Source organism: Psychrobacter sp. UBA6766, from assembly GCF_002453355.1.
In the GTDB taxonomy this organism is placed as follows: Bacteria; Pseudomonadota; Gammaproteobacteria; order Pseudomonadales; family Moraxellaceae; genus Psychrobacter.
On record NZ_DKGQ01000006.1, the window covers coordinates 1 to 16,898 of the forward strand.

Annotated in this window: 14 protein-coding genes and 2 tRNA genes; 9 read left to right on the forward strand and 7 right to left on the reverse strand. The window is 36.8% G+C overall.

Features of this window, described 5'->3' with window-relative positions; all coding sequences use genetic code 11:
- The 3 genes from B4K26_RS01685 to B4K26_RS01695 all read right to left on the reverse strand — a co-directional run.
- Positions 1-1,685 (reverse strand): hypothetical protein (locus B4K26_RS01685; protein ID WP_296243158.1); only part of this gene is annotated, 1,685 nt, incomplete at its 3' end.
- A gap of 118 nt (positions 1,686-1,803) precedes the next feature.
- Positions 1,804-2,979, reverse strand: coding sequence for a site-specific integrase (locus B4K26_RS01690; RefSeq protein WP_296243159.1), 1,176 nt, complete (start codon positions 2,977-2,979; stop codon positions 1,804-1,806).
- A 2-nt stretch (positions 2,980-2,981) separates the two neighbouring features.
- On the reverse strand, positions 2,982-3,197 hold the full coding sequence (locus B4K26_RS01695) for a hypothetical protein (protein ID WP_020442991.1): 216 nt from the start codon (positions 3,195-3,197) through the stop codon (positions 2,982-2,984).
- A gap of 136 nt (positions 3,198-3,333) precedes the next feature.
- On the opposite strand from B4K26_RS01695, the gene B4K26_RS01700 reads away from it, so the two are divergent.
- The 8 genes from B4K26_RS01700 to B4K26_RS01735 all read left to right on the forward strand — a co-directional run bounded on the left by B4K26_RS01700 (position 3,334) and on the right by B4K26_RS01735 (position 12,754).
- On the forward strand, positions 3,334-3,543 hold the full coding sequence (locus tag B4K26_RS01700; RefSeq protein WP_045445187.1) for a helix-turn-helix domain-containing protein: 210 nt from the start codon (positions 3,334-3,336) through the stop codon (positions 3,541-3,543).
- A 227-nt stretch (positions 3,544-3,770) separates the two neighbouring features.
- Positions 3,771-4,049, forward strand: a complete 279-nt coding sequence (locus B4K26_RS01705; protein WP_296243160.1) for a hypothetical protein — start codon at positions 3,771-3,773, stop codon at positions 4,047-4,049.
- 862 nt (positions 4,050-4,911) lie between these two features.
- Entirely contained in the window at positions 4,912-6,213 is a 1,302-nt protein-coding gene (locus B4K26_RS01710; protein WP_296243161.1) for an effector-associated domain EAD1-containing protein, read from the forward strand.
- A gap of 22 nt (positions 6,214-6,235) precedes the next feature.
- Positions 6,236-7,369, forward strand: a complete 1,134-nt coding sequence (locus B4K26_RS01715) for a GTPase-associated system all-helical protein GASH (RefSeq protein ID WP_296243162.1) — start codon at positions 6,236-6,238, stop codon at positions 7,367-7,369.
- Between the two features lie 2 nt (positions 7,370-7,371).
- On the forward strand, positions 7,372-8,349 hold the full coding sequence (locus B4K26_RS01720) for a TRAFAC clade GTPase domain-containing protein (protein ID WP_296243163.1): 978 nt from the start codon (positions 7,372-7,374) through the stop codon (positions 8,347-8,349).
- Entirely contained in the window at positions 8,336-9,181 is an 846-nt protein-coding gene (locus tag B4K26_RS01725; RefSeq protein ID WP_296243164.1) for a hypothetical protein, read from the forward strand. The genes B4K26_RS01720 and B4K26_RS01725 overlap by 14 nt, the downstream gene beginning before the upstream one ends.
- Positions 9,174-11,636, forward strand: a complete 2,463-nt coding sequence (locus B4K26_RS01730) for an effector-associated domain EAD1-containing protein (RefSeq protein ID WP_296243165.1) — start codon at positions 9,174-9,176, stop codon at positions 11,634-11,636. Before B4K26_RS01725 ends, B4K26_RS01730 begins: the two co-directional genes overlap by 8 nt.
- A gap of 275 nt (positions 11,637-11,911) precedes the next feature.
- Positions 11,912-12,754 carry an McrC family protein gene (locus tag B4K26_RS01735; protein ID WP_296243166.1) on the forward strand — a complete coding sequence of 281 codons (843 nt, stop codon included), beginning with the start codon at positions 11,912-11,914 and terminating at the stop codon, positions 12,752-12,754.
- Between the two features lie 345 nt (positions 12,755-13,099).
- Here the strand turns inward: B4K26_RS01735 and B4K26_RS01740 are convergent.
- The 4 genes from B4K26_RS01740 to msrB form a co-directional block, all read right to left on the reverse strand.
- A tRNA-Asp gene (locus tag B4K26_RS01740) sits at positions 13,100-13,176 on the reverse strand.
- 38 nt (positions 13,177-13,214) lie between these two features.
- A tRNA-Val gene (locus B4K26_RS01745) sits at positions 13,215-13,290 on the reverse strand.
- Positions 13,291-13,638: 348 nt separating this feature from the next.
- A complete protein-coding gene (locus B4K26_RS01750; RefSeq protein WP_296243167.1) occupies positions 13,639-14,124 on the reverse strand; it encodes a glutathione peroxidase in 486 nt (161 codons plus the stop codon).
- A 131-nt stretch (positions 14,125-14,255) separates the two neighbouring features.
- A complete protein-coding gene (gene msrB, locus B4K26_RS01755) occupies positions 14,256-14,678 on the reverse strand; it encodes a peptide-methionine (R)-S-oxide reductase MsrB (RefSeq protein ID WP_296243168.1) in 423 nt (140 codons plus the stop codon).
- Between the two features lie 526 nt (positions 14,679-15,204).
- Between msrB and B4K26_RS01760 the strand changes: the two genes are divergently transcribed.
- Positions 15,205-16,854 carry an aminotransferase class I/II-fold pyridoxal phosphate-dependent enzyme gene (locus B4K26_RS01760; RefSeq protein WP_296243169.1) on the forward strand — a complete coding sequence of 550 codons (1,650 nt, stop codon included), beginning with the start codon at positions 15,205-15,207 and terminating at the stop codon, positions 16,852-16,854.
- Positions 16,855-16,898 lie beyond the last annotated feature (44 nt).

Consider the following 16,898-nt stretch of genomic DNA (forward strand, 5'->3'; position numbering starts at 1 on the left):
TTTATTTTGAACTGACTATAGTCCCGTTGGCATCGAAATAAATCATATTGACTGACATTATAATAAGGTAGTGCTGAAAGGTGATGAACAGGACAGTTGGTCAATACTTCTATAAGTGCTTTATCTGTACTTTTTTGAGATAAATAGTGAGGCAAATAGTTTCTAACTTTATTTATGCTCAGCCTTATTCCAAACTCTTTATTGAGTTTACGGAGATCCTCTTTTGCTTTTTCATGAATAGAGTCTCTTATTTTATCATCAGTACTTTCAACCATTTCAACATGCATCGCACCTAACGGGTACGGCATGAAAACATATAGCCTGTCTGGCTTATTAAGCTTATCTGATTTATAAGCACATAACGATTTATCCCAGTCATTATTGATATGGCTACGTGCTGGACAAAATGTGAGTTGGTAGCGATAACCGTTAGATCCAAGCTTTAACTGCTCAGAAGTATATATGTCATGAATACCTGTCAGTAATAGCATGTATAGATATAATGCGGATTGATCAGATATATCGAATTTAAACTTTCCCTCTTCATATTCATGCTCATATTCGTACTCTTTATCAATAGATAAAAAATCAAGGTTGCTTAGTTTGCTAGCTATATATTCGACCAATCTTTTTATTTCATCTTCATGTGCTGTATTAACATCAGTGACCTGATTCATCGCATTTTTTCGACGACTGTTTGATTGGCCTTCTGCTTTTACCAGATCTAAATAATAGTTACTTGGATTATCTATAGTTACTTGCTCAAAGGATTCCTGCTCATTATCTTGGCGTTCACCAGCTTCAAAAGCATCTGTATTACTTGTAGATTCAGAGATATTTGCTAGATCATTGATTATGTTTCCTGTCGTGTCGTCATAATATGAGGGACCACTAATAACCCGATAAGGGGTGCTGGTTACTCGAGTAATACCAGAATCATTTTTGAAGTAGTTGTCAATCGGTAGAATATACTCGTAAAGATATTGGGCTATACGCTCATTAATATCATTTCTAGCATCGTTGGAAGGAAATAATGTATTTTTATCCAGTAACTTGCTTCCATACCTTTTTATTTCCGACTCAAAGGTATCAGGGGAGTTATTAAGCCATCTGGTGTAATTGTCGTTATTTTGGGCTTGGATAAGATTATCCTGAATATGTCGCAGACTCTCAAACTGTGTTATGTCTGGCAAAAATGGAACTAAGAATTCACGAATATTACTGGTTAAAAACCGGCATTCATCAAGTGTGGTCTCAATCCTACTATCATAATCAGTCAACTCAACCATTTTAAGACAGAGAAAAAAGTAGAGAGAACGAATGTTATTTATTTTTGGTGAGTCTGAACGACTGGCTAAAAAAGTAATGAGGTAGAGATTTTTGAGATACTTATGACGTGTTTTTAAGTTTTTTAGGAAGTTTTTCTGGTCAATACCGCTTTCATATATCTGTATTTTCTCTGTTTCAGTTAAAGTAGAAACTATATCCTTTGTTTTTATCCATTCACTTAAAGCACTATACTGACTGTTAAAGGCAGATCTAAATTGTACAGGCAAAGTGTTTTTCAAGAACTTTACCTCAGTTATTAAAGATAAAGCTTCATCGCTGTTAGGATCAGAAAAATCAACAATGTTTTTTTGTAGCCATTCTTCGATATTTTTAGAGCGATTATCTTCATCAGTCATTGTTCTGTAACCATTGTAAACTATTTCCTTAACTGTAGCTCCGTTTATATAAAGCATCCAGCTATAAAAATGAAAAAAGACACCTGTTTGGATGTCTTTTTGTTAAGTATAGGCTTTTTCATACGTTTTGTAGTATTCCTCGTGCTATCAGTAGCTTATCTAAAGCACTTCCGTCTTGACGAGTTAGGTTTGGCACATATCGAGAATACACTGTGAATAGCATTTTTGTGTTGCTATGACCCATTTGCGCAGCAATCCATTCAGGCGACTCACCAGCAGCAAGCCAAAGAGTTGCAGCGGTATGTCTACTTTGGTAAGGATTTCGCTTATCAAGCTCTAAATATCGTAGTAACGGATACCAAACTCGCTTTGTCACATTACGATGATTCAAAGGGGTGCCCGCTTTTGTGCAGAACACGAACTCACTTAGATGTTTAGTTAGTTTCTGCTGACCAATTAATGCATCATAAACCAGTTGGTTCATCTGAATGATACGATTCGAACCTGAGGTTTTAGTTTCGCCTATGACACCATTTACGACTGCCTGATCAACGATGATTTGTCGGCGTTCAAAATCTATATTTTTCCAAGGCAAGCCATCAATCTCACCTGTTCGCATACCTGTAAAAAATCGTACGACATAGTAAGGCTTATAATCTGCTCTCACGTTATTGATAATGAGCATGACCTCTTCTAGAGTAAAAGGACTGACATTACTTTTAGGCTCACTGAGTGGTTTTATATTCTTCCAAGGGCTGTCAAAATCAAAACGCTCAGAGGCTTCGGTCAGCACCATACGTAATGGCGTCATGATATGATTAATGCGAGACGCTGATAAAGTTCGTCTGTTATTACCATCTTTGACTAACTTGCCTCGAAAAGTCATGATTTTGGCTTTGCTAATGGTATTTAGCGGTACATTACCAAAATGAGGAATGAGGTAAATTCTAAATATATCTTCCACATTACTTATTTGAGAATCCCGCCATTCCGGCTTTTTCTCCTCTAACCAAACTTTGCTAAAGCTATCAAATCTTGAGCTTGAGTCCTTATGACTATTCGTTGACCTCATAAGCTCTAAGCTTTGAAACTGCTCAAGCTTTTTACTTTGCGGGAAGTAGTTTTCATAGCGAAAACTACCTAATTGAATATCTGCCTCCATTTTGCTAACGAAATTTTCTAGACGCTTTCGATTAGGCTTAGTGTCTGCCAGTAAGGTTTGCTCTCTACAACGTTGACCTATGTATCGGAAATCTACATACAGGTTGCCATTACGGCTATTGATACTCGCCATGATTACGCTCCCGCTGCAAATGGAATGGTATCGTCGTAGCCTGTCAGCATCAGCTCCTCAATCTTTTGCCATATAAAAAGGATCTTTCTACCTCCAAAGGGTTTGATGTAATGAACGCCCTCAATAAATACCGCATCTTTAAGTTGGTTGCGTATGGTCTTGCTGTCATATTTAATACGTTGTGACAGCTCTTCGGTTGTTAAATAGGTATAACTCATAGTAAAATCCTTACTAAAGATTAAAGTGTTATTGTCCGATAGCTTTATGACCTGCTATAGAACATAATTTACACTAAAAATAATCTTTTGCAAGACATTTTTATCTACAGTAGATTGTTTTAATATGGAGGAGGTTATGGTGAAGTGCAATTTATCTAGAATTATGGGTGAGAAAAGACTAAAGATTGCTGATGTATCTAGAGATACTGATGTCAACAGAGGCACAATTACACGCATGTATAACGAAGAAGCCACAAGAGTGGATCTAGAAGTTGTCGAGAAGCTATGTTTATATTTGGATATTGAAGTGGGCGACCTTTATGAGATAGTTAAGGAAGAAGAATAAACCTCTCTTCTTTTAGAACCCGAGACAACGCTGCGCTTATCAGTTATTACACCAAACAATATGCAGCAAACTATAGTTTCTCAAATAGGCTGAATGTTCTGTTAAATAACGAAAAGCTCTATAGAAGATTATTTTAAGTTGCAATAGCTCAAAATGTATGTATAATTTAATCTGTAGGAAGTCATTACGACTAACAGAAATAAATATTAATCTACAGGAGATTATACATGAACACATTTATTAAAACGCCGCATGCTTCAATCTGGTTAAGCGCCGAAGCAATATCGCTATCTACCAAACTTATGGTAAACCTGCAAATACAACAGGGTTCACAACTAGCAAAGATGCTAGGCGTCAATCCGATATTTTATAATAATGAAGCAGTCAGGATATGGGTGCAACGAGAGCTAAATGAAGGATTAGCGCTGAATCGTTATACCTTAACGAATCTTGAGACCAAGTTTTTGGCCATTATGAATCATTACGAGATTCCTTATTCGTTGTGATTAACGTCAACTACTTGGTTTGGAGATAACCATGAGCTTAAAACTTATTTTCGGCGCTAATGCAGATCAGTCCGACATACAACTATGTGAAGACTATTGGGCATACGGGCATGATGGGCGGTATGTAGAGTATATAGAATTACTCTGCAGACAATACCATATCGATTATCATATTTTGTTTGGCGTATTAGCGGAGTGCCAGGCTTACTTAGATGATGTTCACTGTGAGTACTGTGGACGGCCGTATCAACTTGATGTACCAGCGGATATACCTTATATCAGAAAACAATCATCTTGGTTCTGTGAATCATGTATTAGCTTTTCCGGTGGGCAGCTTACAGTTGGTAGATAATAATTTGAGATGTACTAAAAAGCCAATTAACCTCTCGATTAATTGGCTTTTTAGTTTTTCATGATTAACTAATTTTTTATAAGAGTGTCAATTTATCATACAACAGACTCACTTTCATCAGATATCGAGCTTGCAATATAACCGCTTACACATTTTCTATAGTAAAGCTACTTTAAGCTATTTCTAAATATTTTTTAGGCTTAACTTAGCTAGATACGACAAAAATTGACGTGTTTGATTACTCTACATATCAATTTTTGTAGGGTTTTGTTATATTATAAAATATTGAAATTTAGTAGTCATTGATAAGTAATACTGAATTTATAAGACTTACGATAATATAATTTTTAGTTTTCAATTTATAAGAGAGGTTGGCAAGCAACCCCGTAGTAGCTAGGCAAAAGCTAATAGCCTGAAAACTCTTTTTCACACTAATGCCGACAAACGTATTGCAGCTGTTTGGAGTAGTGTTAAACTATAAATTTTTAAAAATTAAGGCTAGGATCTCACATGTACTCAAACCCCTCTAATGTCGACATTTTAATAATGTGCGCTTTAAAAGATGAATTCGATCAGCTCTTACAAGTCAACAATGGTATCCATGAAGAATGGAGAGAGTTTAATTTAGATAATGGTCGGAATGCCGCTTATGCTACATTTAAGACAAGCTCAGATTCGATGATTAGTATTTGTGCAACTTGGGTCGCATCAATGGGAAGGGAAAGCACGCAAGCTGTAGTGGGAACAATAATAAGTCAGTTAAAACCGAAATGTCTTGCTATGAGTGGTATTTGTGCCGGAAGACGAAATAAAACTGAACTTGGAGATGTGATCTTTGCAGATCGCTTGTGGTCATATGATGCAGGCAAAAAAATTGTTGAAAACGGCAAAGAAGTATTCCAAGGTGATATGTTGCCATACAAACCTAGTGAACTAATTGTTCAAAATATGCAACGCATGAAATCCGTGTTTAAAAATCAAGACTCATCTTGGATGAATTTGAAGCCGCAGTTATCCTTAGAAGAGCAAGAGAACTGGGTTTTAAAGCATTTATTGAATAAGAAAAACCCTGTTGAACAAACTGATTTTGATGAAAATTGTCCCAACTGGTCAGAAGTTATTCAAAGACTTTGGAATAAAGGCTGGGTTGATAAACCAACTAAGTTGACCGTGTTAGGTGAAGAGCATATTCAAAATTTAATAATATTGAATCCTAAAGAACTACCAAAAGCCTCTGAGTTTTCTGTACATGTAGCCCCTATTGCTACTGGCGCTACTGTTACTGAAGATGATGGTATCTTTAATAGTTTTTCTAGCTTTATGAGAAAGGTGTTGGGTTTAGATATGGAAGGAAGCGGGCTCGCAGCATCAGCAGAAGCGTATAACTTACCTTTTATTTTGGCGAAAGGAGTTTCAGATTTTGCTGACACATATAAAGATGATCGTTATCGTATCTTTGCTGCACGCGCATCGGCAGAGTTACTAATTTTATTACTACGTAACAGTGATTTTCTATTTTCAAGCAATAACATTAAGAAAGAATCGATATCTCATTCAAATCCAAAATCTACTGAAATTATTGAGTACCTTGCTGATTTGTATCCAAATTTTGAGGAAACGCAAGTTTTATGGGAACAGGCTGGAGGTAGACTGAGTGATTTGGAAGCTAAATCTCGACCACTAAATCGTTGGCATACAATCTGGAAAAAAGTTAATCAGGGCGCACAAGTTACCCCACAAGCTCTTTTGCAAGCTATTTATAAAGAGTATCCTCACAATTCAGTTATTAAATCCTTGTTAGACTTATATTAATTACAATTTTGGAGCAGACACGATGCCAAACGTATTAGATGCGATGAATCACTTAGGTTTAATTGATAAGCTAAATGGTGATGACACCCGTTTCGATAAAATTGTTGATGCCACATCTTTGCTAGTAGATGAACTTAAAAGTGACGAGTCATTATTGATTCCTGCAGTGTTAGCAAGTATGAATAATGGTATATTGGCAGATGATACTGCTATTAAACTTGCAGAAGCAAGCTTATTACAAACGTGGAAGTCGGCAAATACGGTATATGATGATGCTCCAATTCTTATTTATAGGTCAATGCTATTAGAGGCTTGTGATCGAATAAGTAAAACAGCTAAAGGTAGAATTGCCTATATCTTATGGAACACTATTGCTGATATGCTTCCTTTTATCAAATTTGGTAATGAAGGCACAGTATTTGATAGTATCTTCCAAAATTGGGCTAAAGAAAGTGAAGAGTATTCAAGCCTAAATCTTATTAAAACTATAGAGGATATTAAAACTCCATTTCCAAGAAAGCTTCCTGACTTTAAAGCAAGTGATGACTTAGCGGAAATTCATGATTTTGAAACCATATATAATAAAATTTCTGAAGACTTTACCCAACGAGAAAGCCAATATCAAGAGCAATATCGACGTCTTAAAGAGTATGAAAATACTGTAAAAAATCATATTGCCGCTAATGAAAATCTAAAGCTTGATACTTTGTGGTGGAGTAAGTCTCTTTACTCATCTAATTCGAATAAAAGCTATAGAGCGTTTGCTCCTAAAGATGCATTAGTTATTATGACTAATGACTTGTTGTGTGCATTACAAGAAGCACCACCAGCAAGTGTTTCCTATTTATTGGCTGAAACCTTAGCTCAATTACCTAATATCGATTTCGAGACTAAGTTTTCACTCAAAGCGATTTGGGAGTACTACTCAGCGAATACAACTAAGATTCCAGAACTGGTTATTGAGAAATTTCATTCAGTATCAAAAGGTAGTTGGCTATTTAATGATTTGGTAGTTACAGCGCTTCAGGGTAAAACTATGGATACGGATGAGGCTATCGCTAAATTAGCTGTTCCTAAAGATACACAAATCAGTCTACCTGAATTAGCGCAGGCAATTTTTAGACAAGAATCTGCCAAGCAACAATTATCGAGCTGACTATGACTATTGATAAAATTTCACCTGTAAGAAGTTGTACTAATGATTCATGCCATATTGAAGATGGTGAATCTTGTGCTATGGGTGAGGATGCACCATGTGACTGTGAATTTTATACTCATGAAAATGATGATATTACAGATATACCTGAATCGAATGAATATGGAGTTTTGTGGTCAGGTAACACATTAGGAGTGCAAGACTTAAGATTACTACAGGCGAGGGATAGAAGTCTAACTGTTGGTGTATTGGGATCTCATAACACTGGAAAGACCACATTTTTATTAATTGCTTATCTAAACCATATACGCAGAGGTATTGAGCTGACTTATACATTTGCAGGCTCTAAAACTTTAGGGGCTTGGGAAAACCTATCTTCATGGCCAAGGCTTGATACTTCGAAATCTACTTTTCCTCCACATACGTCTCGTCAAGCTGAAAGAATGCCAGGATTATTACATTTGGCTCTAAGAGACAATACAGGCGAGCTAGTTGATTTGTTACTTACTGATGCTCCTGGAGAGTGGTTTACAACATGGGCATTGAATGCTGAAGATAGTAATGCTGAAGGTGCTCAATGGACGGCGATTAATTCAGATCTACTTATTATCACAGCAGACTGTAAAAAATTATCTGGAAGTGATAGAGGCAAAGCAAGAGGCGACTTAATTAATTTATTTCAGAGGCTTTCACCTTTTGCCAAAGGTAAACCAACATTTTTAGTGTGGACAAAGACTGACGAATTAGAAAACAACCCAATACCAATGAAAATTAAAGAAACTATCGTTGATAAGCTTTTGAAAAACATACCACATGCCAAGCAACATGAAGTATCCATACAGGAGCCAGACTCTGTAACCAATGTCTTGCATGCATTATTAAAAGAGCATGATATTTCAAAAAATTCTTTAGCTATTACTACCCCTATTATAGATAATACGTCATTTATGTCGTATCGAGGGAACAATGCCCAACAATAATGTTTTAGTCATTGGTCGCGCCAACAGCGGAAAGACACAATTTGCAGGTCAGCTTTATGGTCGTTTACAAGAGACTGATAGCGCATTAAAAATTAGTAAAACACCTGCAAACCTTGAGATGCTTGGTGAAGTATTAGAGGCTTTAAGTCAGGGTAATGTTGCAGGTCATACTGTTGCTGAAACGTGGGATAGTCTTGAACTACCCATTGTTAATGATAATAATCATGAATTTATTATAAATTGGCCAGAGTATGCAGGTGAGCAGTGGGATACAATTTTTTCAACCCGTTCAATGAGTGAGCAGTGGAAAGAGCAACTAGAGAGTAGTAATAGATGGCTTATTATTATACGTTTAGCCGAAGAGCTTACCTATCCAGATTTTTTAGACAAGCTACCTAATAATACTAGGCCAAAAAAACAAGATGAGCCAGCCACCTCAAGCGGTTGGGACGCAAATGCCTACTGGGTAGAGAAGCTACAGATCTTATTACACCTATCAAAGATAGGTACTAGTAAAAAAGTAAAACAACCTAAAATAGCTGTTTTGTTGTCTTGTTATGATGAATTGGACGCTGATGAGGTAACACCAAATAACGTCCTAGAGAAAAGGCTTCCTTTATTGGCCTCGTTTTTATTATCCAATTGGGAGAAGAATAGCTTAAGTATATGGGGGTTATCAGCACTTGGAAAAGACTTAAAACCAGATTCTAATGACGATGATTTTATTGATGAAGGTGCTGAGAATCAAGGGTGGGTAATAGCACCTAACGAAACCTTAAACAATAAAGATGCAGACTTAACTTTACCTATCAAGTGGTTACTTGATGATTAATACAGACGCAATCTATCCTATTTATGCATCGTATGGTGCGAAGGACAATAAGCATCAACTCATTGGATGTACGAATTCTAAGATAAAACTACCTAATCAGCTTTTATCTGTCACTGATAAGCCTGCTGGTTATTTATCAGCAGATACCGTTTGGTATCCTGTTATTGGATGTGATGTCTTCGATGATTTTTGGTGTATATGGTGTATTTACCCAGATGATAAAGCGTCTAGAGGGGGTATGGTCAAGAGTCAGGTTGCTTTAATGCCTGTAGAAGAGGCTATTAAAATAAATGATTTAACGGAAATTTTAACGTTTATTGCCGGCATAAATGAATTGCCAACTATTTCAAGTTCGCAGTTAGAATTTTTTTTTCAATCGCTAATTCTACAACCAAAACCTATATTAATCATAGAGAATTTACTGGTATTTTCCACTCTTATTAATGAGCTTTGGCAAGGACTATGGCCTCAAGCACGAAGGGATTTAGTATGTAGAGTTAAGTTAAACCCTCCCCAGTCTGTACTGTCTATTGATGATTTCGAAGTGACTGTGTCTATCAAGTCAAGAGCGCTTCAATGGAAGTCTCCTTACATTCCTATTGAACTTGATAGTATTACTAATAATACTATCAGTAACCATGATGAACCATCTGACAAGGCCATTAAATACCTTATAAATCGTGATGATGATACGCTTAAGAAGTTGCTAGAATCAACCCTAGCTTTAAATGAACCTGCATTAAAACGGTTAAAAAAACTATCAAGAACAGCTAATTTATTAGATACGTTCATTAATGAACCATCTACATCAATCGCAATCGATCTAGTTAGAAATATCTTATCTTTTATAGATACTGAAAACTATTGGAATACATATCTCAATGAAGTATTAAATTATATTGTTAATAACTTTAGTCAGATTAATCTGTCTGAAGCGATGAGAATGCGAAACTTAGAATTTAAAAAAATGTGTAAGGTTAAAAATTTGTCACAAGCTTTAGAAACCTACGTAAAGAACGAATTTACTTCATGGTCAGAGCAAGATAGGTATAACCTACTAATTAAAATTGATTCTAAAGAGAATAACTGGTGGTATCAGTCTTTAAAAGTAGGCATATCAAAAGGTATTAACACCCTGTCTATAGAATGGCTTGAGCAAGCCATTGAACTCATAGTAAGTAAAGAGCTGTCCTTTTTATCTCATGAAGCCATTTTAAATAATATTGAAAGCGAATTACTTGAGCGTTTGTTACTAAAAGAATTAGATAATCAGCAATTAAATCTTCTTAAGGACTTTTCGAATGCGAAAAGATGGCCGAAGATATACGCGTGGTGTGTTTATAAATTAGAAGAATCGACGCTGGCATTTATAGAAGTGTTATCATTTCAAAATAACAATATTATGGGTTTTAGGTATTTATTTGAACTATATGGTGCTAAAGATAGTTTAATTGTTTTTAGAAGCTTGGATGATAGTCGTATACTTGAGTATCTAATGAGTATGCATGAACTAATTGAAGATTTATTGCAATATTTAGAGTTAGAAGAAACAATAGATAAGCATATATTATCTATTGGCTATAGTAATGGTATATCAATACCACAGACAACCGTCAGAGATACGGAGTTAGATAAAATTTTACTTAGCGCTTCAAACGGTGAGGAAGTATATGGATTGATTGCATCAATAGCAGATAGTGAATTTAAATTCAATCTAGCAGAACGAACTCTCTATAAATTAAGAAAGGGCTTTGAATGGGAGAGGTTAAATAATAATGATTCTAATGTGTTACTGGATATACTAAGTCAGTATATTGTTGAGAATAATATTAATGACCTTGAAGATGAGTATGTTCAAAAAAGTATAAAAACTAAGTATCTAAATTCAAAAGTAGCTCCTAAGATAATTAATTTTTTAATAAATTGGAAAGCCGACCTTAGTGAATCTGAAGTGATGACTATTCTACATTATTACACTGATAATGACTGGAGTTCATACGGTAAGATACTGGGTGAGTATATAAGCTCAAGAAATTGGAAGAAATTGAGTCTTACACTATATGAATTACGTAAGAGCAAGCCATTATCTAATGAAGCTTTGGTACAATGCTATGAGCTATTACCGCAGATCAAAAAATATAATTATTTATTCAGTTCTAAAAATAGTACTGGAGAAATACCCGATAGTTTTATTCTCTCTCAATTTGCAGAAGTATGCGCTAATCTAGACGATTCTGAATCTTTACAAATAATTTGGGAAAATGCGGGTGGAAAAAGAAGACATTTAAGTTCGAAAGGAACTCACGGTGAACAGTGGAACAAGGCAATAAGGAAAGCAAGTAAAGGTAAAATCGAAGGAGGTTTAACAACTTTAGTCGATATTATATTAGAAGAATATCCGAATAATAAAGAATTAAAGTATTTTAAAACATTAATTGGTGATAGAAATATGTAAAGCATTTAATCCAAGCATAAGAATATACATTGTCTATCTGTTGTGGCGTAACAACCTATTACCTATCCATGAAGGGATATACTAACAGTTTTTATATTTGTTAAAGAAGTTGGTATAGTAAACACACTCTAAAAATGTTACATCGAAGCTGATGGAAATTTTTGCAGCCTCTGTCTGCGTAGGCACAGAAAGCCAGAAAATTTTTATCAGCTTTGCGGATAGATAATGGGCATGACATTTTTGTTTAGTATCTACTATAGCCTCTTGGGCCAGATTTGACTATCGAAGAAATTAGATTTATTCGTGGCCAGCTTGATATTGCAGTTCAACAAAGGCAAACGGTTGGCCGAGCTTATCTTTTTCATATTAGTCATGATGTCTATCATCCAAATCGACTTGAGAACCAATTAATTAAAACGGCATTGGATTACGTACAGCAGCACTGTAGGAGTTCTGAGAACTGGCGACTGGCCAATGAGCTATCACATATCTTAGACCCTATAACGAGTCTTAGAGAGCCTCTAAACTCAATGCCCAAATGGTCAGATATCGAAATACTGCAATCCTACCGATCAATAAAGCCATGGTGCCAGCTAATACTTGAAAAGCTTAATCCAAACTTTCAAAAGGGAGAGCACAGGGGTATTGCATTGTTATTCCCAATGGAAATTTTGTTCGAAAAGTATGTAGCAAGATGCCTACGACGAGATATTAAGGCGCCCTGGCAACTAACAACACAAGCTTCTAGTAAGCACATGGTGAATAACCAAAAAGGTTTAAAACCGCGCTTTCAATTAAAACCTGATCTATTAATCAGTAAAGAAAGAAGAAATCACCATGTACTTGATACTAAATGGAAGTTAATAAGCTTCAATAACAGTGATAACAATTTCAATATCAGTCAGTCGGATATTTATCAGTTATTTGCTTATGGTTATAAATATCTGAACGGGTGTGGGGACATGATGCTGATTTATCCTAAGCATCATCAGTTCGAAATACCTTTGGAGTGTTTTTATTTAGCAGAAGAATTGAGATTGTGGGCTATACCATTTTGTATTGAAACTGACAAAGTGGTTATCGGTGAATGGATAGAAAGGTTTCTGTCTTTATCTTAAACTTAGTTTGAGGCTAATCCTTTAAGCTCCCAAACTTATCGATAAGCATAAAAATTGGCGATCAGTTACCGTTAGCAACTTTTAACAACCTTGGTCACAAAATGGTCACCGTTTGGTCACTGAGCACTTGGTCACCGATATCCAAAAGGCAGAATGCATGCATAAAAAATTATCATTTATGCATTGTTAAAGAGTAGACCATTCCGTAAAGACCAATCGAGGGAAAGCGCCAAGACCTTATAGACAAAAGCTCTAAAAGAAAAATTAGACACAAAAAAACCTCAAGTAAACTAATACTTGAGGCGAAACTTGCTTAAACTCGAGAGTTTAAATTCGTTTTAAATATGGCGCAGCGGACGGGACTCGAACCCGCGACCCCCGGCGTGACAGGCCGGTATTCTAACCAACTGAACTACCGCTGCTTAGGTCGTCTTAGCATGTTTTGCCACTTGCCAATAAGTGGTGGGTGATGACGGGCTCGAACCGCCGACATTCTGCGTGTAAGGCAGACGCTCTACCAACTGAGCTAATCACCCTGAGTGAGGATAAAACGAAGTACTGCTTCGTCTGAGCGCAAGAGAATTTACATTGTCGTAAATTCTAGGAAACGACGCATCCAAACTAGGTATTACTGAAATCCTTTAAATAGGATTTTCTAAAAGTTTTAACATTCAAAGTTGTCACTCTTTGAATAACTTTCAACAGAGGATAACTAAATAAAGCCTCGCTCTGTGGGTGTGTATTATATACATTTACACATGGCTGTCAAACCTTATTTACTATTTTCTGGCGTATTTTTTCTTAATTTAGTAGTAATAAAAGCAAGCTTTTGTTTTTATTAGTTTTATATTTTATAGAAAATCAATATTTTTTTAGCTTATCATTTATTTAGCTGCTAGCGCCCGCTCGATATCTGCTTTAAGTGCTTCAGGTTTGGTGGTTGGCGCATAACGGTCAATGACCTGACCATCTGTCCCAATTAAGAACTTAGTAAAATTCCATTTAATACCGTCCGTTAGTAGGCCGCCCTTTTGATTTTTTAACCATGTAAATATTGGATGGGCATTATCTCCATTAACTTCTACCTTTGCCATCATCGGAAAGCTAACGCCATAATTCTTTTGGCAAAACGCGCCAATCTCATCATTAGTCCCAGGGTCTTGAGCGCCAAATTGATTACAAGGAAATCCAATAACGACCATTCCTCGGTCTTTATATTGTTGATATAGCGCCTCTAGCCCTTCAAACTGCGGGGTAAAACCACATTTACTGGCGGTATTGACGATTAATAATACTTTACCTTTATAGTCAGAAAAGGCTTGCGAGGTGCCATCCATACGTTCAGCGGTAAAATCGTAGATAGTGCTCATGATTCATCCTTAACTTGATTGTTTTATTATTTTTATCATAAATTTGCGCATTGATAAGAAAAAAGGAAGCACCACGTACTTCCCTTTTCTCATTCTAATTTTAGCTAAAACATTAACTATATTGATACTTATTATTCAGCTTTATCCAAATCGATAGACACTGAGTTAATACAGTAGCGCATGCCAGTGGTTTCGCGCGGCCCGTCAGGGAATACGTGTCCTAAATGCGCGCCGCAATTGCTACAGGTTACCTCGGTACGGCGCATGCCAAGCGAATTGTCTTCATGCTCATCGATAGCGCTATTATCTATACTCTGATCGAAGCTTGGCCAGCCACATCCTGCATCAAACTTACTGTCCGATTCAAACAGACTCGCACCGCAGCCTTTACAGCGATACACCCCTTTATCATTGACATCATTATAAACGCCAGTAAACGGACGTTCTGTACCCTTCTCACGCATTACGTGATACTCATCAGCACTTAGGCGCTCTTTCCAATCTGCTTCGGTCAGTTGGCTGATTTCTTCTTTGCTCAATTGATTGTCTTGCATTATTAATCCTTATTATAAGTCGGTTATCTCATTTGTTGAATGTCGTCTACTCACAAATTTATCGTTTACTTTTATAACAACGACAGACTTTATCTGCTGTTTATTGACCGACTATTCAAGGCATAATTTAAAATCATAATGTTTAAAAATTCAATGTATAAGTGTGCTAATCATATGGATTATATAAGTCAGCGGCTAGCACGAGTGTTTGCGAAATAAGAAAAATGTAGAGGCTTAAAATATAACAAATTCTCTTGTCGCTTGAATGAGTAAAGTTGTAACTTTATTAAACGAGTACATTGATTGTCTTGTCTTATTAATGCGTCATTTACGAAATGAAGATGGTTCAAGCAACACAGAAATATAGAGGAACTAAATTAAAAATAGGATTTGCAAGTTATTCTTGCAAATTAATGCCTACGTTAAAATATTGAAACTATTACTCATATTTATACTTGCATTAAGATATCATATGCAATAATATCTTGCATTAGTACTAGATTATATTTAATAAGAGGTTTCAATTATGGCTGATAGCGAGATTTCACAGGCTAATAAAGGCACGCAAGCTGAACGATTGGTACAGCTACGCCGCGATAAAGGCATGACCGCCGAGCAATTGGCGCAAGCGATGACTGCAGCAGGTGCAAAGGTCAGTCGCGGTGCTATCTCTAATTGGGAGCGCGGTACCAATGGTATTGTGTCATCGAAGCTACCAACGCTAGCTCGTATCTTAGGTTGTAGCGAAGGCTATCTATTGCGTGGTGAGCTGCAAAATGACATGGACAACAATGCAGATTCAAATAGAAGTGTGCCTGCTGATAATGAAAATGAATCGCTACCCAATCGAAGAGCTTCCGCTCAGACAGCGTCAATTATAAAAACAGCCACAACCTCTACTCCAATAACAAACCCACAAAACAACCCGATAAGTGGTCACGCTATGAATCCAATTAAAAAATCCGATAAATTACAAAACGTTTGCTATGACATTCGTGGTCCTCTTTTGCAGACGGCCAATAAAATGGAAGCTGAAGGCAAACGTATTTTAAAGCTTAATATTGGCAACCCTGCCCCTTTTGGCCTAGAAGCGCCGCACGAGATTTTGCGTGATGTGGCAATGAATCTGCCAGAAGCAACTGGATATTCAGACTCTCAAGGGATTTTTGCTGCCCGTAAAGCGGTCTTGCAGTATTATCAATCCAAGGGTCTACTATCAGCTGTTGATGTTCGCGATGTTTATTTGGGCAACGGCGTCTCTGAACTGATTGTGATGACCATGCAAGCTTTGATGAATGATGGCGACGAAGTCCTTGTGCCAATGCCTGACTACCCGCTTTGGACGGCAGCGGCTAATTTAGCTGGCGGTACAGCGGTGCATTATCGCTGTAATGAAGACGACAATTGGCATCCTGATATCGAAGACATCAAAGCCAAAATCACGCCTAAGACAAAAGGCATTGTGGTTATTAATCCTAATAACCCAACGGGCGCTCTTTATAGTGATGAGGTACTGTTGCAAATTATCGAGGTCGCAAAAGAGCATGATTTAATCATCATGGCCGATGAGATTTACGACCGCATTCTCTATGATGATATGGCGCATACGCCAATGAGCACCTTAACCGATGAGGTCCTTGTTTTATCTTACAATGGACTGTCAAAGTCACACCGAATCGCTGGATTTCGAGCGGGTTGGATGATGGTTTCTGGTAAAAAAGACCATGCTGCCGACTTTATCGAAGGCCTAGATATGCTGGCATCTATGCGCCTATGTTCTAACGTTCAAGGTCAATATGCGATTCAAACGGCAATGGGCGGCTATCAAAGTATGAAAGAGCTCACTTCCAAATCAGGACGGCTATCAAAGCAGCGTGAACTGGCCGTTTCACGTCTTAACGCCATCAAAGGTATTTCTTGCACCATGCCGCAAGGAGCCTTTTATTGCTTTCCAAAGATGGATCCTGAGGTTTATCCTATCAAAGATGACATGCAGTTTATGATGGATTTATTGATCGAGGAAAATGTCTTGATGGTTCAGGGAACTGGGTTTAACTGGGACGCGCCTGACCACTTCCGTCTGGTATTTTTACCAAACTTACATGATTTAGAAGACGCGATGGATCGCCTAGATCGCTTTTTTGCCAAAAAACGTAAGCAATTTGGTACCGATTAAGGTTTACCTGACCATAGAAATAGACATAAAAAAACGCTTATCAA